The organism is Cellulosimicrobium cellulans (assembly GCF_024124905.1).
Lineage (GTDB): Bacteria > Actinomycetota > Actinomycetes > Actinomycetales > Cellulomonadaceae > Cellulosimicrobium > Cellulosimicrobium cellulans_G.
The window spans coordinates 465608-485558 of record NZ_JAMXST010000001.1 but is presented as its reverse complement, the minus strand read 5'-3'; the positions used below and the strand labels follow the sequence as shown (position 1 = coordinate 485558).

The window sequence follows — 19951 nt, the reverse complement described above, 5'->3', positions numbered from 1 at the left end:
CCCGGCCGTCTCGGTCGGGCGCCTGTGAGGACGGTGTTGATGACCACGCCGCAGTATCGGGACGCGCACCGGGCACCCGCCCTGTCCGCCCCTCCCACGGCATCCGGTCTGTACGACCCCGCCGCCGAGCACGACGCGTGCGGCGTCGCCTTCGTGGCGACGCTCCGCGGCACGCCCGGACGCGACATCGTTGACGCGGGGCTGACGGCCCTGCTCAACCTCGACCACCGCGGCGCCGTCGGTGCCGAGGAGAACAGCGGCGACGGCGCCGGGATCCTCACGCAGATTCCCGACGCGTTCGTGCGCGACGTGGTCGACGCGGAGCTCCCGCCCGCGGGCCACTACGCCATCGGCATGGCCTTCCTCCCGCAGGAGGCCGACGCCGCCGCCGAGGCGGCCCGTGGCGTCGAGACGATCGCGGCGGAGGAGAAGCTCGAGGTCCTCGCGTGGCGCGACGTGCCCGTCACGGCCGACCTCGTCGGCCCGAGCGCGCGTGCGTCCATGCCGCTGTTCCGTCAGGTCGTCGTCGCGGACCCCGCGCGCGAGCTGTCCGGCGTCGAGCTCGACCGTCGCACGTACCGCCTGCGCAAGCGCGCGGAGAACGAGCTCGGCCTGTTCTTCGCGTCGCTCTCGGCGCGCACCCTCACGTACAAGGGGATGCTCACGACGGCGCAGCTCGAGCCGTTCTTCCCCGACCTGTCCGACCCGCGGTACGCGAGCGAGATCGCGCTCGTGCACTCGCGGTTCTCGACGAACACGTTCCCGTCGTGGCCGCTCGCGCAGCCGTTCCGCATGATCGCGCACAACGGCGAGATCAACACGGTGCGCGGCAACCGGAACTGGATGGCGGCGCGTGAGGGCACCCTCGCGAGCGAGGCCGTCGGCGACCTCGCCCCGCTCCTGCCGGTGTGCTCGGAGGGCTCCAGCGACTCGGCGAGCTTCGACGAGGTGCTCGAGCTCCTGCACCTCTCGGGCCGCTCGCTGCCGCACGCGGTGCTCATGATGATCCCGGAGGCGTGGGAGAACCACGCCGACATGGACCCGGACCTGCGCGCGTTCTACGAGTACCACTCGACGCTCATGGAGCCGTGGGACGGCCCCGCGTGCCTCAACTTCACCGACGGCACGCTTATCGGCGCGGTCCTGGACCGCAACGGCCTGCGCCCGGGGCGCTACTGGGTGACCGAGGACGGCCTCGTGGTGCTCGCGAGCGAGGCGGGCGTGCTCGACCTCGACCCCGCGACGATCGTCCGCAAGGGCCGCCTCGAGCCCGGCCGCATGTTCCTCGTCGACACCGGCCAGGGCCGGATCATCGAGGACGAGGAGATCAAGTCCCAGCTCGCCGCCCAGCGCCCGTACGCGCAGTGGGTCGCCGAGAACGCGGTCTACCTCGACCAGCTCCCCGAGCGCGAGCACGTCGCGCACAGCCCCGCGTCCGTCGAGCGCCGCCAGCGCGCCTTCGGGTACACGCAGGAGGAGCTCAAGGTCATCCTCACCCCGATGGCCAACACGGGGGCGGAGCCGCTGGGCGCGATGGGCACGGACACGCCCATCGCCGTCCTCGCGAAGCGTCCGCGCCTGCTGTTCGACTACTTCACGCAGATGTTCGCGCAGGTGACGAACCCGCCGCTGGACGCGATCCGCGAGGAGCTCGTCACGTCCATCGGCGGCGCGATCGGCCCGGAGCCGAACCTTCTCGTCGACACGCCCGAGCACGCGCGCAAGCTCATGCTGCCCTTCCCCGTGCTCGACAACGACCAGCTCGCGAAGATCATCCGCGTCGACAAGGACCCGAAGCTCTCCGGCATCTTCCGCGCGGTGACGATCAAGGGCCTGTACCGCGTCGCGGGCGGCGGCGAGTCCCTGCTCGCCCGCCTGGAGGAGATCTTCGCCGAGGTCGACGAGCACGTCGCCGCGGGCGCGAGCTTCATCGTGCTGTCGGACCGTGACTCGGACGCCGAGCACGCGCCGATCCCGTCGCTGCTCCTGTCGAGCGCGGTGCACCACCACCTGCTGCGGCGGCACACGCGCACCCAGGTGTCGCTCGTCGTCGAGGCCGGCGACGTGCGCGAGGTGCACCACGTCGCGCTGCTCATCGGCTACGGCGCCGCCGCGGTCAACCCGTACCTCGCCATGGAGACGGTCGAGGACCTCGCGCGCCGCGGCTACCTCACGGTCGACCCGGCGAAGGCCGTCGCGAACCTCATCAAGGGGCTCGGCAAGGGCGTGCTCAAGGTCATGAGCAAGATGGGCATCTCGACCATCTCCTCGTACCGCGGCGCCCAGGTGTTCGAGGCGGTGGGCCTGTCCCACGACCTCGTGCAGGCGTTCTTCACGGGCACGACGTCGCGCCTCAGCGGCATCGGGCTCGACGTGGTCGCGGCCGAGGTCGCGGCCCGCCACGTCGACGCGTACCCCAAGTCCGGCAACCACCGCCCGCACGTGCGCCTCACGACGGGCGGCGAGTACCAGTGGCGCCGCGACAGCGAGGAGCACCTGTTCGACCCGGAGACGGTCTTCCGCCTGCAGCACGCCACGCGCGAGCGCCGGTTCGACATCTTCCGCCAGTACACGCACCGCGTGGACGAGCAGTCCTCGCGCCTCATGACGCTGCGCGGCCTCCTCGCGCTGCGCGAGGGCGAGCGCCCCGCGGTCCCGCTCGACGAGGTCGAGCCCGTGAGCGAGATCGTCAAGCGCTTCAACACGGGCGCCATGTCCTACGGGTCGATCTCCGCGGAGGCGCACGAGACCCTCGCGATCGCGATGAACCGTCTGGGTGGCCGGTCGAACACCGGCGAGGGCGGCGAGGACCCGGAGCGCCTGTACGACCCGGAGCGCCGCTCCAAGGTCAAGCAGATCGCGTCGGGCCGCTTCGGCGTCACGAGCGAGTACCTGACGAACGCGGACGACATCCAGATCAAGCTCGCCCAGGGCGCCAAGCCCGGCGAGGGCGGTCAGCTCCCTGGGCACAAGGTGTACCCGTGGGTCGCGAAGACCCGGCACTCGACGCCGGGCGTCGGGCTCATCTCGCCGCCGCCCCACCACGACATCTACTCGATCGAGGACCTCGCCCAGCTCATCCACGACGCGAAGAACGCGAACCCGGCGGCGCGCATCCACGTCAAGCTCGTCTCCGAGTTCGGCGTCGGGACGGTCGCGACGGGCGTGTCCAAGGCGCACGCGGACGTCGTCCTCATCTCGGGTCACGACGGCGGCACGGGTGCGAGCCCGCTGACGTCGCTCAAGCATGCGGGCACGCCCTGGGAGATCGGCCTCGCCGAGACCCAGCAGACGCTCGTGCTCAACAACCTGCGCGACCGGATCGTCGTCCAGGTCGACGGCCAGATGAAGACCGGCCGCGACGTGGTCGTGGCGGCGCTGCTCGGGGCCGAGGAGTTCGGCTTCGCGACCGCCCCCATGGTCGTCTCGGGCTGCGTCATGATGCGCGTGTGCCACCTGGACACGTGCCCGGTCGGCGTCGCGACGCAGAACCCCGAGCTGCGCGCCCGGTTCACGGGCAAGCCGGAGTTCGTCGTGAACTTCTTCGAGTTCATCGCCGAGGAGGTGCGCGAGTACCTGGCGCGCCTCGGCTTCCGGACCGTCGAGGAGGCCATCGGCCGCGTCGAGCTCCTCGACACGCGCAAGGCGATCGACCACTGGAAGGCCCAGGGCCTCGACCTCGGGCCCGTGCTCGAGCGTCCCGTGCCGGTGGAGGGCGCCTCGCTGCGCAACACCACGACGCAGGACCACGGCCTCGAGAAGGCGCTCGACAACCAGCTCGTCGCGCTCGCCGAGGACGCGCTCGAGCGGCGTGAGCCGGTCCGCATCTCCCTGCCGGTGCGCAACGTCAACCGCACCGTCGGCACGATGCTCGGCCACGAGGTGACCAAGCGGTTCCGCGGCGAGGGCCTGCCCGACGACACGATCGACGTGACCCTCACCGGGTCCGCCGGCCAGTCGCTCGGCGCGTTCCTGCCGCGCGGCGTCACGCTGCGCCTGTTCGGCGACGCGAACGACTACGTCGGCAAGGGCCTGTCGGGCGGACGGATCGTCGTGCGCCCGGACCGCAACGCGGTCCTCACCGGGTCGAGCAACGTCGTCGCGGGCAACGTCATCGGCTACGGCGCGACGTCGGGCGAGATCTTCCTGCGCGGCCGGGTCGGCGAGCGCTTCGGCGTGCGCAACTCGGGCGCCACGCTCGTCGTCGAGGGCGTGGGCGACCACGGCTGCGAGTACATGACGGGCGGCACGGTGCTCGTGCTCGGCCCGACCGGGCGCAACTTCGGCGCCGGCATGTCCGGCGGCACCGCGTACGTGCTCGACCTGCGCGAGGGCAACGTCAACACGAGCGCGCTCGCCACCGGCGAGCTCGGCCTGAGTCCGCTCGAGGACGCCGAGGTCGCGCTCGTCGAGCAGCTCGTCCGTCGTCACCACGAGGAGACGGGGTCGCCGCTCGCGGCCGAGCTCCTCGAGGACTTCCCCGCGGCCGTCCAGCGCTTCACGCGCGTGCTGCCGACCGACTTCGCCCGCATGCGCTCGGCGCTCGAGAAGGCGGAGTCGGCAGGGCTCGACCCCGCGGCCCCGGGCGTGTGGGACCAGATCTTGGAGGTGGCCCGTGGCTGACCCCCGCGGATTCCTGAAGGTGCGGGAGCGCGAGCTCCCGCCCAACCGCCCGGTGGCCGTGCGCCTGCGGGACTGGAAGGACGTGCACGCGCACCTCGAGGAGGGCCAGCCGTTCCTCAAGGAGCAGGCGGGACGCTGCATGGACTGCGGCATCCCGTTCTGCCACCAGGGCTGCCCGCTCGGGAACCTCATCCCGGAGTGGAACGACCTCGTCTACCGCGACCAGTGGGCCGACGCGATCGACCGCCTGCACGAGACCAACAACTTCCCGGAGTTCACCGGTCGCGTGTGCCCGGCACCGTGCGAGTCGAGCTGCGTGCTCGGCATCAACCAGCCGGCCGTGACGATCAAGAACGTCGAGGTCTCGATCATCGACGAGGCGTTCGCGCGCGGCTACGTCACGCCGCAGGTGCCGCAGCGCCTCACGGGCTCGACCGTCGCCGTCGTGGGCTCGGGGCCTGCCGGCCTCGCCGCCGCGCAGCAGCTCACGCGCGCCGGCCACACGGTCGCCGTCTACGAGCGGGACGACGCGATCGGCGGGCTGCTGCGCTACGGCATCCCCGACTTCAAGCTCGAGAAGCACCACATCGACCGCCGCGTGGCGCAGATGGAGGCCGAGGGCACGCGGTTCCGCCCCGGGGTCGAGATCGGCGTCGACATCACGTGGGACGACCTGCGGGCCCGGTACGACGCCGTCGTGGTCGCCACGGGTGCGACCGTCCCGCGCGACCTGTCGGTCCCCGGGCGAGAGCTCGACGGCATCCACTTCGCCATGGACTTCCTGCACCAGGCGAACGCCGTCGTCGCCGGGCGCGAGGTCGCCGACCAGATCACGGCCACGGGCAAGCACGTCATCGTCATCGGCGGCGGCGACACCGGGTCGGACTGCCTCGGCACCTCGCTGCGCCAGGGCGCGGCGAGCGTGACGACGCTCGCGATCGGCAAGCAGCCGCCGCTCGAGCGGTCCGCGACCCAGCCGTGGCCGACGGACCCGATCGTGTTCGAGGTGTCCACGTCGCACGAGGAGGGCGGTGAGCGCGAGTTCCTCGCGTCCACCGTCGAGTTCCTGGGCGACGAGAACGGAGCCGTGCGCGCGCTGCGCGTCGCGGAGACCGAGTACCTGCCCGACGGCCGTCGCGTGCCCAAGGCGGGCACCGAGCGCGAGATCCCCGCGGACCTCGTGCTCGTCGCGATGGGCTTCACCGGGCCGGAGACGGCGACCATCACGACCCAGGCCGGCGCGGACCTCACGGGCCGCGGCCTCGTGGCGCGCGGCGACGACTTCGCGTCGTCGCTGCCCGGGGTCTTCGTGGCCGGCGACGCGGGTCGTGGGCAGTCGCTGATCGTGTGGGCGATCGCCGAGGGACGGGCGGCGGCGGCATCCGTCGACGCCTACCTTCAGGGAGGGACCGAGCTGCCCGCGCCTGTGCGCGCGAACACCGTGTCCTTGCGCGCTTGACGTGCACCCCGGCGCCGGGTGTCCGGCGCCGGGACGATGAGCGGGGCATCCTAGGGAGGGGCACCCCGCGACGACCGGCTCCCGGCCGGTCGGAAGACTAGAGGCTGGAGATATGCGCAGAGCAAAGATCGTCTGCACCATCGGACCCGCGACCGAGTCGAAGGAGCAGCTCCGCGCGCTCGTCGACGCCGGGATGGACGTGGCGCGGATCAACCGCAGCCACGGCAGCGCCGAGGAGCACGCGGCCGTCTACCACGGCGTGCGCGAGGCCGCCGCCGAGTCGGGCCGCTCCGTCGCGGTGCTCGTCGACCTCCAGGGGCCGAAGATCCGCCTGGGCCGCTTCGGCGGCGACGAGAAGCACTGGCTCGAGGAGGGTGACACCTTCACGATCACGACCGAGGACGTCGTCGGCACCAAGGAGCTCGTCTCCACGACGCACAAGGGCCTGCCGGGCGACGCGCGCGTCGGCGACCCGATCCTCATCGACGACGGCAAGGTGCTCGTCCGCGTCACCGCCGTCGAGGGCCCGCGCGTCGTGACGCGCGTCGAGGTCGCCGGCCCGGTGTCGAACAACAAGGGCCTGAACCTCCCGGGCGTCGCGGTCTCCGTGCCGGCGCTGTCCGAGAAGGACCAGGACGACCTGCGCTGGGCCCTCAAGCTCGGCGCGGACATCATCGCGCTGTCCTTCGTGCGGTCCGCGAAGGACTTCGAGGACGTCAAGCGGATCATGGACGAGGAGGGCCGCACGGTCCCCGTCGTCGCGAAGATCGAGAAGCCGCAGGCCGTCGAGAACCTCGCCGAGATCGTCGACGCGTTCGACGGCGTCATGGTCGCCCGCGGCGACCTCGCGGTCGAGCTCCCGCTGGAGCAGGTGCCGCTCGTCCAGAAGCGCATCGTCGAGCTCGCGCGTCGCAACGCCAAGCCCGTCATCGTCGCGACGCAGGTGCTCGAGTCCATGACGAACTCGCCGCGCCCGACGCGCGCCGAGGCGTCCGACTGCGCCAACGCCGTCCTCGACGGCGCCGACGCGGTCATGCTCTCGGGCGAGACCAGCGTGGGCGAGTACCCGATCCTCACGGTGCAGACCATGGCCCGCATCATCGAGGCGACGGAGGAGGCCGGCCGCGAGCGCATCGCGCCGCTCGGCTCGACCCCGCACACGCGCGGTGGCGCCATCACGCGCGCGGCTGCGGAGATCGGCGAGATCCTCGGCGCGAAGTACCTCGCGACGTTCACCCAGTCGGGCGACTCGGCGCGCCGCATGTCGCGCCTGCGCTCGTCGATCCCGCTGCTCGCCTTCACGCCGCGCGAGCACGTGCGCAACGTCCTGTCGCTCACATGGGGCACCCAGACCTACCAGGTGCCCGAGGTGGAGAACACCGACGCGATGGTCGACCAGGTCGACACGACCCTCCAGGCCAACGGCCTCGCCGAGGTCGGCGACCTCGTGGTCGTCGTCTCCGGCGCCCCCGTGGGCCAGCCGGGCACGACGAACTCGATCCTCGTGCACAAGATCGGCGACCACTCCGACACGCGCGCCTGACGCCGTCGCGCCCGTGAGGGCGTAGACCGCGCATGACGTCGCACGGCGGCGCCCCTCTCGTGGGGGCGCCGCCGTCCGGCGTTCCGGAGCCGGCTCGTGCGGTCGCCTTCGCGAGGCGCTCCGAGGAGGAGGGCGCGGGTCTACCATCCGGCCGCTCGTGCCTCGCGGCCTCCCGCCAGCCCCGCCACGACCCGCGCCCTCCTCCTCTCCGGCCCCGCTCCCCGGTGACGTCACCGTCCGACCCGGCACCGTGCCGGAAAGTGCACGACACGGGGTTCTCGGTACCCCTACCCTCGCGGGATGCGTGCCGTGCCGGACTCCTTGGACCCTGCGGTCGTGCGTCGGGTCGACGCGCGGCTGGACGCCGTCGTGCGCGACGAGCGGGTCGCGATCCCGCTCGCGGTGGAGAGCGGGAGCCGGGCGTGGGGGTTCCCGTCGCCGGACTCGGACTACGACTGCCGGTTCGTGTACGTCCGGTCGCAGGCGGATTACCTGGACCCGTGGCCGCGGCGCGACGTCGTCGAGACCCCGCTCGACGCGGTGCTCGACGTGAACGGGTGGGACCTGCTCAAGGCGGTCCGGCTGCTCGTACGGGGGAACGCGACCCTGCTGGAGTGGCTGCGCTCGCCGATCGTCTATCGCGCCGACGACGCGTTCCGGGCGGAGCTGCTCGCGCTCGCGGAGCACGTCGTCGACCGCGACGCGCTGCGGCGCCACTACCTGCACGTGGCGCTGGGTCAGCGCGACCGATGGTGGTCGGTGCCCGCGGTGCCGTACAAGAAGGTCTTCTACGTCGTGCGCCCGGCGGCGACGCTGCGGTGGCTGCGCGTGCGCCCCGACGACGCCGTACCGCCCATGGATCTGGTGACGCTGCTCACGGAGGGGGAGGCCTCGGGGGACGTGGTGCGCGCCGCGGCGGAGCTCGTCGCGCTCAAGGCGGTGTCGCGCGAGATGGGTGCCGGCGCCGTCCCGAGACCACTGGGGTGGTTCGTCGACGACGAGCTGGCGCGCGCGTCGGAGGCGGTGGAGCCCGGCGCGGAACGGGCGGGTGCTCGGACGCGCGCGGCGGAGGCGTTCCGCTCGATGGTCGTCCGGTACGGTCCGGAGCCGTCGGCGTGGGGGACGGGCCGCCGGCTCGCGCCGGGTGCGGCGCGGTGACAGGGGAGGTGCCCCGGGTGGGATTCGAACCCACACTGGATCGGGTTTGAGCCGAACGCCTCTGCCGGTTGGGCTACCGGGGCGGTGCGCGTCGGAGCCGGTCGCCGGGTCCGTTGCGCGTGCACCATCGAACCACACGTGCGCGCCTTCACGAGAATCACACTCCTCCGAGGGCGAAACGCGGGGGCGGCAGGGGGTGCGGCGCACTACAGTGAACCCCGTGAGTGACCAGACAGCGCAGCCCGAGGACAAGCAGCCGCTCGACCTGCCCCCGATGATCGAGCCCGAGCCCGCCGCGACCCCCGCCCCGTCGGGCCGTCCCGCGCGCCGCGCGGTCGTCGCCGAGGACGAGGCCCTGATCCGTCTCGACGTGGTCGAGACGCTGCGCGACGCCGGTTTCGACGTCGTCGGCGAGGCGGGCGACGGCGCCACGGCGGTCAAGCTGGCTCTCGAGCTCAAGCCCGACGTCGTCGTCATGGACGTGAAGATGCCCGAGCTCGACGGCATCTCCGCCGCGGAGCAGATCGGCAAGGCGCACGCCGCGCCGGTCGTCCTGCTCACGGCGTTCTCGCAGGCGGAGCTCGTCGAGCGGGCGCGCGACGCGGGGGCCATGGCCTACGTCGTCAAGCCGTTCACGCCGGCGGACCTGCTGCCCGCGGTCGAGATCGCGATCTCGCGCTACTCGCAGATCACAGCGCTCGAGTCCGAGGTCGCGGACCTGGCGGAGCGCTTCGAGACGCGTAAGCGCGTGGACCGTGCCAAGGGTCTGCTCATGACCAAGATGGGTCTCTCGGAGCCGGAGTCGTTCCGCTGGATCCAGAAGACGTCGATGGACCGGCGCCTCACCATGCGCGAGGTCGCGGACGCCGTCATCGAGCAGGTCGGCGGCGCCTGAGCCCGCGTCGGCGACCGATCGGCCGTGGCCGGTGTCCTGAGCAGGACCTTTGTCACGGCGCCCCGGGCGGGCTATCGTCTTGGACTGGCGTCCAGTAGTTCCCGGGGCGGTGGACACGCGGTCGCCACGTAGTGCTCAGTCGACGGCCGACGGCGCCGTCCGAGCGACGTGGAACCATCTCACCCCCCACGTCCCTCGGTGCCGTCGGTCCCACGGTGCGAACGAGGAGGAGCGCGGTGCGCCCAGCAGTGGAGGTCAGGCCCGCGGTCGGTGACGACCTGCCGGGGATCGCTGTGCTGTGCTCGGAGGCCCGGCGCGAGTCGGCGTCCGGGGCGCAGATCTGCGCGCCCGACGAGGACCGCCTGGTCCGGCACCTGTCGGTGCTGCTCACGCTCCCGGGCGGCAACGTCCTCGTCGCCCTGCACGACGGCCGCCCCGTCGGGTTCGTGCTCGCGCGCGTGCTCGACCCGCACCTGTTCGCCGACGAGCCGAGCCTGTACGTCGAGGCCGTCTACGTCGGCGAGGACTCCCGCCGACGCGGCGTGGGTCACGCGCTGCTCAGCGCGACGGCGGACCTCGCTGCCGGCGCCGGTGCGACGCACGTCTACTCGGTCCCGATCCCCGGATCCCGCGGCGTCCAGCGCTTCCTCGCGCGGCTCGGCTTCGGCCCGGTCGCGGGCCACCGCGTCGTGTCGACCGCGGTGCTCCAGCGTCGCCTCGCGGCCGACCTCACCCCCACCCGCCGGGGCACCCGTTCCCTCGAGGACCTCATCGCGCGCCGTCGTCGTGCCCGGACCGAGACGATGTCCGGACCGGTCGACCTGCGCGAGTTCCAGGCGGAGTACCGGAACCGCAGCGGTGTCGTGACGCCGGTCGAGGCCCGCGAGACCCTGCCCGGCTGAGCCGGGCGGCCGTCCGCGGGCAGAGCCCACCCGGGACGGGCCGCCGCGGCGTCGCCGTCAGTCCCGGCTGAGGATCATGCACGTGAGGCGGGCCGTGCACACACGACGGCCCTCGTCGTCGGACACCACGATCTCGTAGCTCGCCGTCGTGCGGCCCCGGTGCACCGCGACGGCCTCCCCGTGGACCCAGCCGTCGCGCACCCCCCGGTGGTGGGTGGCGTTGACCTCGATCCCCACCGCGGCGCGCCCGGGCCCGCCGTGGAGCTGCGCGGCGATCGACCCGAGCGTCTCGGCGAGCACGACCGACGCGCCCCCGTGCAGCAGGCCCGCGGGCTGGGTGTTGCCCGCGACGGGCATGCGTGCGGTGACCCGGTCGGCGCTCACGACCTCCAGCTCGATGCCCATGCGCTCGATGAGCGTTCCCGCGGTGCGCAGGCCCATGGCCTCGTAGGCGTGGCGCGGGGCCGCGGGCGCGCCTGTCGCGGCGGCCGCGGGCGCGGCGGGGTCGGTGGTCCGGTCGGGGCCGTGCGTGTCGGTCATGGACTGTAGGTTGGCACCCGTGACGACCTCCGCGCGACCTCGCCTCCTGCTCATCGACGGACACTCCATGGCCTACCGCGCGTTCTTCGCGCTCCCGGCGGAGAACTTCTCGACGACCACGGGACAGCACACGAACGCGGTGTACGGCTTCACGTCGATGCTCATCAACCTCCTGCGGGACGAGGAGCCGACGCACGTCGCCGTCGCGTTCGACGCGGGGCGCCAGTCGTTCCGCACGGAGATCCTCCCGAGCTACAAGGGCACGCGCGAGTCGTCGCCCGAGCCGTTCCGCGGCCAGGTCCCGCTCATCAAGGAGATCCTCGAGACGCTGCACATCCCGACGCTCGAGCGCGAGGGCTACGAGGCGGACGACATCTTCGCGACGCTCGCCACGCAGGGCGCGGACGCCGGGATGGAGGTCCTCGTCTGCTCGGGCGACCGCGACTCGTTCCAGCTCGTGGGCCCCGACGTCACGGTGCTCTACCCGAAGAAGGGCGTCTCGGAGCTCGTGCGCATGGACAGCGCCGCCGTCGTCGAGAAGTACGGCGTGCCGCCCGAGCGCTACCCGGACCTCGCCGCGCTCGTGGGCGAGACGTCCGACAACCTGCCGGGCATCCCCGGCGTCGGGCCCAAGACGGCCGCCAAGTGGATCACGGCGTACGGCGACCTCGACGGCCTGCTCGACCACGCGGACGAGATCAAGGGCAAGGCGGGGGAGAACCTCCGTGCGCACCTCGACCAGGTCCGCCTCAACCGACGGCTCAACGCGCTCCTGCGCGACCTCGAGCTCCCCGTCGGCCCCGACGACCTCGTGACGCGCCCCTGGGACCGCGAGGCCGCGCACCGCGTCCTCGACGCGCTCGAGTTCCGGGCCCTGCGCGACCGGCTCTTCGCGATCGCGCCCGAGGGCGAGGTCGAGACGGAGGCGGGATTCGACGTCGAGCTCGCCGACGTCCTGCCCGGGGGGCTCGGCGCGTGGCTCGCCGAGCACGGTGACCGGCGCCTCGGGGTCGAGGTGGCCGGCAAGGCGGTGCCCGGCGGCGGGGACGCCTGGGCGGTGGCGGTGTCCGACGACGCCGGGGCGGCCGTGGCGCTCGAGCTCGCCGACGTCGCGGGGGCCGACGAGGAGGCGCTGGCCGCGTGGCTCGCGGACCCGGCGCGGCCCAAGGTCGTGCACGGCGCGAAGTCCGCGTGGCACGAGCTCGCGGCGCGCGGCTACGACCTCGCGGGCGTCACGTTCGACACCGAGCTCGCCGCCTACCTGTGCCATCCGGACCAGCGCGGCTACGACCTCGGCGACCTCGTCGTGCGCCACCTGCACCGCGAGCTGCGCCCCGACACCGAGGCGGGCAACGACGCCCAGGGCGCGCTCGACCTCTCGCTCGACGGGAACGGCGAGCAGGAGCGCGACGCCGTCCGCGCGCTCGCCGTCGCCCAGCTCGGCGACGCCCTCGCGGGCGAGCTCGAGGACCGCGGGGCCACGACGCTCCTCACCGACCTCGAGCTGCCGCTCTCCCAGGTGCTCGCGCGCATGGAGCAGCGCGGCATCGCCGCGGACGTCGAGTACCTGCGCGAGCTCGAGCAGCACTTCGGCGACCTCGTCGCGACCGCCGCGTCGGAGGCGTACGCCGTCATCGGGCGCGAGGTGAACCTCGGCTCGCCCAAGCAGCTGCAGGAGGTGCTGTTCGACCAGCTCGGGATGCCCAAGACGAAGAAGATCAAGACGGGCTACACGACCGACGCGTCGGCGCTCGCGGACCTCTTCGTCAAGACGCAGCACCCGTTCCTCGAGCACCTGCTCGCGCACCGTGACGCCTCGCGCCTGCGCCAGACCGTGGAGGGCCTGCTCAAGTCCGTCGCGGACGACGGACGGATCCACACGACGTTCCAGCAGACCATCGCGGCGACCGGGCGCCTCAGCTCGACCGACCCGAACCTCCAGAACATCCCGATCCGGACGGAGGCGGGCCGTCGCATCCGGCGCGCGTTCGTCGTCGGGGAGGGCTGCGAGACGCTCATGACGGCCGACTACAGCCAGATCGAGATGCGCATCATGGCGCACCTGTCGGGTGACGAGGGGCTCATCGAGGCGTTCCGGTCCGGCGAGGACCTGCACTCCTACGTCGGGTCGCGCGTGTTCGAGGTCCCGGCGGCCGAGGTCACGCCCGCGATGCGCTCGAAGATCAAGGCGATGTCCTACGGCCTGGCGTACGGGTTGTCGGCGTTCGGGCTGTCGCAGCAGCTCACCATCGAGGTGGGCGAGGCGCAGAAGCTCATGGACGACTACTTCGAGCGCTTCGGCGGCGTGCGCGACTACCTCACGGGCGTCGTCGACGAGGCGCGTGCGACGGGGTACACGGCGACCATCCTCGGGCGCCGTCGGTACCTGCCCGATCTCACGAGCGACAACCGGCAGCGGCGCCAGATGGCGGAGCGCATGGCCCTCAACGCGCCCATCCAGGGGAGCGCGGCCGACATCATCAAGGTCGCGATGCTGGGCGTCCAGCGCGCGATCGACGAGCGCGGGCTGCGCTCGCGGCTGCTCCTGCAGGTGCACGACGAGCTCGTGGTCGAGGTCGCCCCGGGCGAGCGCGACGCCGTCGAGGAGGTGCTGCGCACGCAGATGGGCGCGGCGGCGGACCTCGACGTGCCGCTCGACGTCTCGGTCGGTGTCGGCGCGACGTGGCACGAGGCGGGTCACTGACCCGGCCGGGTCAGCCCGGGAGGCGCGTGCGGAAGATCGCCGTCCCGGGCAGGTAGGCACCGCGCACCGGTCCCCAGCCGCCCCACACCTCGGTGTTGTCGGCGGGCCACTCGGGCTCGACGACGTCGCGCAGCTCCAGCCCGGCGGCGACCACCTCGCGCACGTGGTCGCCCAGCGTGCGGTGGTACTCGGCGTAGACGACACGGCCGGCGGCGTCCGTCTCGACGTAGGGACGGCGGTCGAAGTACGAGCGGTTCGCGGTCAGCCCGTGCGCGCTCGGGTCGTCGGGGAACGCCCAGCGTGAGGGGTGCGTGACGGAGAACGTCCAGGTGCCGCCCGGTCGGAGCACCCGGGCGACCTCGCGGTGGATCGCGTCGGCGTCGGGGACGAACGGGATCGCGCCGAACGACGTGAACGCGGCGTCGAAGCTCCCGTCGGCGAACGGCAGGCGGCGCGCGTCGGCCTGGACGGCGGGCACGTGGATCCCCGTCGCCCGGTCGAGCGCCGCACCCGCGGCGAGCATGCCCCGGGAGACGTCCGTGGCGACCGCCTGCGCGCCCTGGGCGACGAGCCAGCGCGAGCACTGTGCCGCGCCGGCCCCGACCTCGAGGACGCGGAGACCGGTCACCTCGCCGAGCAGGCGCGCGTCGCGCTCCCGCAGTCCCTCCGGGCACCAGCAGAAGTCCGCCGCGCCGAGGAACGCCCCGTGCTCGTCGAGATACTCCGCGGCGTTCGCGTCCCACCACCCGCGCCCGGCGCGGCCACCCTCGGCGGCGGGCACGTCCCGGTAGCCGGCGTCCGCCGTCGGGCCGGGCGGGGCGACGTCCGGGACCGGGACCTGCGGCGGCACGGGGGCGGGGGTCTGGCTCATGCGGCCCATTGTCCCGGGCACCACCGGCCCCGGGCACCGCAGGGCGCCGCACGGCCCGGACGCGCGGGACCTTGGTCGTCGGCGTGCCCGAGGACCGGGACGGGCCGTGACCCGGGCCGCGGGGTTGACTAGGGTTGAGCGTGACGCGGTGCCGCGGAGGTCGGCACCTCCGTCGACGCCGGGCACGCGCGCGAGGACGCGCGACGGGACGACGAGACGGAGGAACAGGTGCGCATCGGACTTCTCACCGGCGGAGGCGACTGCCCCGGCCTGAACGCGGCGATCCGGGCCGTGGTCAAGCAGGGGACGGGGGAGTACGGGCACACCATCATCGGCTTCCGCAACGGATGGCGCGGCGTGGTCGACGGCGACGTGCACCCGCTGGGGCGCCAGGACATCCGCAACGTGCTGCCGGTCGGCGGGACGCTGCTGGGCACCGCGCGGTTCCACCCGCGCGAGGAGGACGGCAGCATGGACGCCGTGCTCGCGACGGTCGAGGCCGAGCACCTCGACGCCCTGATCTGCATCGGCGGCGACGGCACGCTGCACGCGGCGAGCCGCGTCGCGGAGGCGGGCGTCAAGATCGTCGCGATCCCCAAGACGATCGACAACGACGTCGAGGGGACGGACCTGTCGATCGGCTTCCACACGGCGGTGAACATCGCGACCGAGGCCCTCGACCGGGTGCACACGACGGCGGAGAGCCACAACCGCGTCATGGTCGTCGAGGTCATGGGCCGCCACGCCGGCTGGATCGCGGTCAACGCGGGCATCGCGGGCGGTGCCGAGGTCGTCCTCGCCCCCGAGGAGCCCTTCGACATCGACCAGCTCGTGAAGTTCCTGCGGCACCGGCACCGGGCGCACGCGAACTTCTCGATCGTCGTCGTCGCGGAGGGCGCGGTCCCGCGCGAGGGGTCGTCGATGGAGTTCACGCAGCAGCTCGGCCGCTTCGGCGAGATCGTCGCGGGGTCGATCGGCGAGCGCGTGAGCGCGGAGATCGCGGAGCGCACGGGGTTCGACACGCGGCTCACGGTGCTCGGGCACGTGCAGCGCGGCGGGGAGCCGACGCCGACCGACCGCATTCTCGGGAGCCGGTTCGGGGTCGCGGCCGTCGACGCGGTGAGCGCGGGGACGTCGGGCGTGATGACGGCGCTGCGGGGCGAGCGCGTCGAGCTCGTGTCGCTGGCCGAGGTCGCGGGCCGGCCCAAGCGTGTCCCGGAGGAGCTGCTGCGCGTCGCGCGCGTGCTCGCGTGAGCGCCCCGGGTGCGACCGGGCGGGGGCGGTGCCGCGCACCGGCGTCGCGTTGACCGCCGGGGTGACACCCGGATAAGGTGGACGGCGGTGCGTTGCGCCTGCCTTCGTCCCGGACCACGACGCCCACCATGACGTCACCGGGTCAGCGGCAGCGGCGCGCCGAGAACCCTACCCGCTCGACTACACCTGTCCGCATCGGAGCATCGAACTCAATGACCATCTCTACCCCCGCGAAGTCCGCACCCCAGGTTGCCGTCAACGACATCGGCACCGAGGAGGACTTCCTCGCCGCCGTTGACGCGACCATCAAGTACTTCAACGACGGCGACATCGTCGAAGGCACGATCGTCAAGGTGGACCGCGACGAGGTCCTCCTCGACATCGGCTACAAGACCGAGGGCGTCATCCCCTCCCGCGAGCTGTCCATCAAGCACGACGTGGACCCCGGTGAGGTCGTCAACGTCGGCGACGCGGTCGAGGCCCTCGTCCTCCAGAAGGAGGACAAGGAAGGCCGTCTGATCCTGTCCAAGAAGCGCGCCCAGTACGAGCGCGCCTGGGGCACGATCGAGAAGATCAAGGAGGAGGACGGCGTCGTCACCGGCACCGTCATCGAGGTCGTCAAGGGTGGTCTCATCCTCGACATCGGCCTCCGTGGCTTCCTCCCGGCCTCCCTGGTGGAGATGCGTCGCGTCCGCGACCTCCAGCCGTACGTCGGCAAGGAGATCGAGGCGAAGATCATCGAGCTCGACAAGAACCGCAACAACGTCGTCCTCTCGCGCCGCGCCTGGCTCGAGCAGACGCAGTCCGAGGTCCGCTCCACCTTCCTGCAGACGCTGCAGAAGGGCCAGGTGCGCCCCGGTGTCGTCTCCTCGATCGTCAACTTCGGTGCGTTCGTGGACCTCGGCGGCGTCGACGGCCTCGTGCACGTCTCCGAGCTGTCCTGGAAGCACATCGACCACCCGTCCGAGGTCGTCGAGGTCGGCCAGGAGGTCACGGTCGAGGTCCTGGACGTCGACTTCGACCGCGAGCGCGTCTCGCTGTCGCTGAAGGCGACGCAGGAGGACCCGTGGCAGACGTTCGCCCGGACCCACGCGATCGGTCAGGTCGTCCCGGGCAAGGTCACCAAGCTCGTCCCGTTCGGTGCGTTCGTGCGCGTCGAGGACGGCATCGAGGGCCTCGTGCACATCTCGGAGCTGGCCGTGCGCCACGTCGAGCTGCCGGAGCAGGTCGTCAACGTCGGTGACGAGGTCTTCGTCAAGGTCATCGACATCGACCTCGAGCGCCGTCGCATCTCGCTGTCGCTCAAGCAGGCCAACGAGGGCGTGGACCCGGAGTCGGACGACTTCGACCCCGCGCTCTACGGCATGGCCGCCGAGTACGACGAGCAGGGGAACTACAAGTACCCCGAGGGCTTCGACCCGGAGACCAACGAGTGGCTCGAGGGCTTCGAGGCGCAGCGCGAGGCCTGGGAGGCGGAGTACGCCAAGGCGCACGAGCGCTGGGAGGCGCACCGCAAGCAGGTCGCCGAGGCCGTCAAGGCCGACTTCGACGCCGCGTCGGGCGACTCGGGCTCCTCGAGCTCGTCGTCCTCGAGCAGCACGTCCTACTCGTCGGCCCCGGCCGCCGAGGCCACGGGCACGCTCGCGTCGGACGAGGCGCTCGCCGCGCTCCGCGAGAAGCTCACGGGCAACTGACCCGGCCGGCGGCCCCGCGCGGGACGCCACGCTGAGCAGACGAAGGCCCGCCACCCCTCGGGGTGGCGGGCCTTCGTCGTGCCCGGCACGTGCCCTGGCGCTCACAGCGCCGACCAGGTGGTCCTGGTCCGTCAGCGGCCGCGGACGAGCCGGGACCGCCTGGTCGACGGGCCGGGACCACCTGCTCGGCGGTCGGCCGTCAGGCGGTCGCCGTCGCCGGCTCGGGGGCCGTGGCAGCGGCCAGGACTGTGCTCGGTTCGCTGCCCGACGGCGCGGGTGAGTCGGCGAACTGCGTCCGGTAGAGCGCGGCGTAGCGGCCGCCGCGCGCGAGGAGCTCGGCGTGCGTGCCCGTCTCGACGACGCGGCCGGCGTCGAGGACGACGATGAGGTCGGCCTCCCGGACGGTCGAGAGCCGGTGCGCGATGACGAGCGACGTGCGCCCGCGCAGCGCCTCGGCGAGGGCCGCCTGGACCGCGGCCTCGGAGTCCGAGTCGAGGTGCGCGGTCGCCTCGTCGAGGACGACGAGCTGCGGGGCCTTGAGGAACACCCGGGCGATCGCGAGCCGCTGCCGCTCGCCGCCAGACATCCGGTAGCCGCGGTCGCCGACGACGGTGTCCATGCCGGACGGCAGGGCGGCGACGACGTCCCACACGTGCGCGCGGCGCAGCGCGGACTCGAGCTCGGCGTCCGTCGCGTCCGGCTTGGCGTACCGGAGGTTCTCGGCGATCGAGTCGTGGAAGAGGTGCGCCTCCTGCGTGACCACGCCGACGGCGTCGTGCAGGCTCTCCTGCGTGACGTCGCGCAGGTCGCGCCCGGCGATCCGCACGTGCCCGGAGGTCGGGTCGTACATGCGCGTGACGAGCTGCGACACGGTCGTCTTGCCTGCGCCGGACGAGCCGACGAGAGCGACCATCGCCCCCGCGGGGACCGAGAAGGTGACGTCGCGCAGGGTGTCGGTCGTGGGGTCGGTCCCCTCGACGGCGACGGACTCGAGCGAGGCGAGGGAGACCTCCGACGCGCTGGGGTAGCGGAACGTCACGCCGTCGAGCTCGAGGCTCGCCCCGTGCCGCTCGACGTCGTCGGCGAGGTCGTCGGCATCGGGTGCGTCGGTGACGGTGGGCTCGAGGTCGAGCACCTCGAGCACGCGCTCGAAGCTCACGAGCGCGGTCATGACGTCGACCTGGACGTTGGACATCGCGGTGAGCGGGCCGTAGAGGCGCCCGAGGTAGGCGGTGAGCGCGACGACGGTGCCGACCGTCAGCGTGCCCGAGATCGCCATGACGCCGCCGAGCCCGTAGACGATGGCGACGGCGACCGACGCGACGACGGTGAGGCCGACGCGGAAGACCGTGCCGTACATGGCCTGCTTCACGCCGATGTCACGGACGCGGCCGGCCTGGGCGGCGAACCGGGACGACTCGCGGGCCGGGTCGCCGAAGACCTTGACGAGGTGGGCGCCCGCGACGTTGAACCGCTCGTTCATGGTCTGCGCGGCCTCGGCGTTGAGCTCGTAGCTCTCGCGCGTGATCGCGGCGAGGCGCTTGCCGACCCAGCGGGCCGGGAGCACGAACGCGGGCAGCAGGGTCAGGGCGAGGAGCGTGAGCTGCCAGGACATGGAGAGCATCGCGGCGAGGACGAACACGACGGTGAGGAGGTTCGAGAAGACGTTCGAGAGCGTCGACGTGAACGCCTGCTGCGCGCCGAGGACGTCGCCGTTGAGGCGCTGCACGAGCGCACCGGTCCGGGTGCGGCTGAAGAAGGCGAGCGGCATGCGCTGCACGTGGTCGAAGACGGCCGTGCGCAGGTCGACGATGAGGCCCTCGCCGATGCGCGAGGAGAACCAGCGCTGGGCGACCCCGAGCGCGCCCGAGAGCACCGCCAGCCCGGCGGCGACGAGCGAGAGCGCGACGACGACGCCGACGTCGCCTGCCGTGATGCCGTCGTCGATGATGCGCTGGAACAGCAGCGGCGTGGCCGCGCCCGCCGCGGCGTCGACCGAGATGAGCACGAGGAACGCCGCGAGCTGGCGCCGGTAGGGCCGGGCGAACGTGAGGACGCGTCGGATCGTGCCGCGGTGCAGCCGACGGGACGCGACGGAGGAGTCCTGGCGGAACGAGCGCATGCCGCGCCCGCCGCCGGAGCCGGGGAGGGGTGAGGGGAAAGACATGGGGGCCTCCTGGGTGGGGGAGGGGCGGCGCGGTCGTCCGCGGCGGCATGGTCGTCCGCGGCGGCGGGCGCGGTCGTGCGACCGCTCGCGCGACAGCGATAGTGAGTTTAACTCACAATGAGTGTGCTCCACAAGACCCCG

The 19951-nt window shown here is 72.7% G+C and carries 12 protein-coding genes and 1 tRNA gene; 9 read left to right on the top strand and 4 right to left on the bottom strand.

Features of this window, described 5'->3' with window-relative positions; genetic code table 11:
* Positions 1–39 precede the first annotated feature (39 nt).
* The 4 genes from gltB (at position 40) to NHH00_RS02240 (ending at position 8783) form a co-directional block, all read left to right on the top strand.
* Positions 40–4623 carry a glutamate synthase large subunit gene (gene gltB, locus NHH00_RS02255; RefSeq protein ID WP_253049705.1) on the top strand — a complete coding sequence of 1528 codons (4584 nt, stop codon included), beginning with the start codon at positions 40–42 and terminating at the stop codon, positions 4621–4623.
* Entirely contained in the window at positions 4616–6082 is a 1467-nt protein-coding gene (locus tag NHH00_RS02250) for a glutamate synthase subunit beta (RefSeq protein ID WP_253049703.1), read from the top strand. Before gltB ends, NHH00_RS02250 begins: the two co-directional genes overlap by 8 nt.
* A gap of 112 nt (positions 6083–6194) precedes the next feature.
* The gene (gene pyk / locus NHH00_RS02245; RefSeq protein WP_253049701.1) at positions 6195–7625 is read left to right on the top strand and encodes a pyruvate kinase; all 1431 of its coding nucleotides are present in this window, start codon (positions 6195–6197) and stop codon (positions 7623–7625) included.
* Positions 7626–7925: 300 nt separating this feature from the next.
* Positions 7926–8783, top strand: coding sequence for a nucleotidyltransferase domain-containing protein (locus NHH00_RS02240; RefSeq protein WP_253049699.1), 858 nt, complete (start codon positions 7926–7928; stop codon positions 8781–8783).
* 9 nt (positions 8784–8792) lie between these two features.
* Here the strand turns inward: NHH00_RS02240 and NHH00_RS02235 are convergent.
* Positions 8793–8866: transfer RNA gene (locus tag NHH00_RS02235), tRNA-Leu, on the bottom strand.
* 191 nt (positions 8867–9057) lie between these two features.
* Here NHH00_RS02235 and NHH00_RS02230 point away from each other — a divergent pair.
* Entirely contained in the window at positions 9058–9678 is a 621-nt protein-coding gene (locus NHH00_RS02230) for an ANTAR domain-containing response regulator (RefSeq protein WP_053370758.1), read from the top strand.
* A 236-nt stretch (positions 9679–9914) separates the two neighbouring features.
* Positions 9915–10580, top strand: a complete 666-nt coding sequence (locus NHH00_RS02225) for a GNAT family N-acetyltransferase (protein ID WP_253049697.1) — start codon at positions 9915–9917, stop codon at positions 10578–10580.
* A gap of 57 nt (positions 10581–10637) precedes the next feature.
* Here NHH00_RS02225 and NHH00_RS02220 read toward each other — a convergent pair whose 3' ends face one another.
* Positions 10638–11021 carry a hotdog fold thioesterase gene (locus NHH00_RS02220; protein ID WP_253050722.1) on the bottom strand — a complete coding sequence of 128 codons (384 nt, stop codon included), beginning with the start codon at positions 11019–11021 and terminating at the stop codon, positions 10638–10640.
* Positions 11022–11118: 97 nt separating this feature from the next.
* Here NHH00_RS02220 and polA point away from each other — a divergent pair, with 97 nt between their 5' ends.
* Entirely contained in the window at positions 11119–13824 is a 2706-nt protein-coding gene (polA, locus tag NHH00_RS02215; RefSeq protein ID WP_253049696.1) for a DNA polymerase I, read from the top strand.
* Between the two features lie 10 nt (positions 13825–13834).
* On the opposite strand, the gene NHH00_RS02210 is transcribed toward polA, so the two are convergent.
* Entirely contained in the window at positions 13835–14695 is an 861-nt protein-coding gene (locus NHH00_RS02210) for a class I SAM-dependent methyltransferase (protein ID WP_253049695.1), read from the bottom strand.
* Between the two features lie 228 nt (positions 14696–14923).
* Here NHH00_RS02210 and NHH00_RS02205 point away from each other — a divergent pair, with 228 nt between their 5' ends.
* Positions 14924–15949, top strand: a complete 1026-nt coding sequence (locus NHH00_RS02205) for a 6-phosphofructokinase (protein ID WP_253049693.1) — start codon at positions 14924–14926, stop codon at positions 15947–15949.
* Between the two features lie 212 nt (positions 15950–16161).
* Positions 16162–17643, top strand: coding sequence for a 30S ribosomal protein S1 (gene rpsA, locus NHH00_RS02200; protein WP_253049691.1), 1482 nt, complete (start codon positions 16162–16164; stop codon positions 17641–17643).
* Positions 17644–17842: 199 nt separating this feature from the next.
* On the opposite strand, the gene NHH00_RS02195 is transcribed toward rpsA, so the two are convergent.
* Complete coding sequence (locus tag NHH00_RS02195; protein WP_253049689.1) at positions 17843–19810, bottom strand: ABC transporter ATP-binding protein; 1968 nt, start codon at positions 19808–19810, stop codon at positions 17843–17845.
* Positions 19811–19951 lie beyond the last annotated feature (141 nt).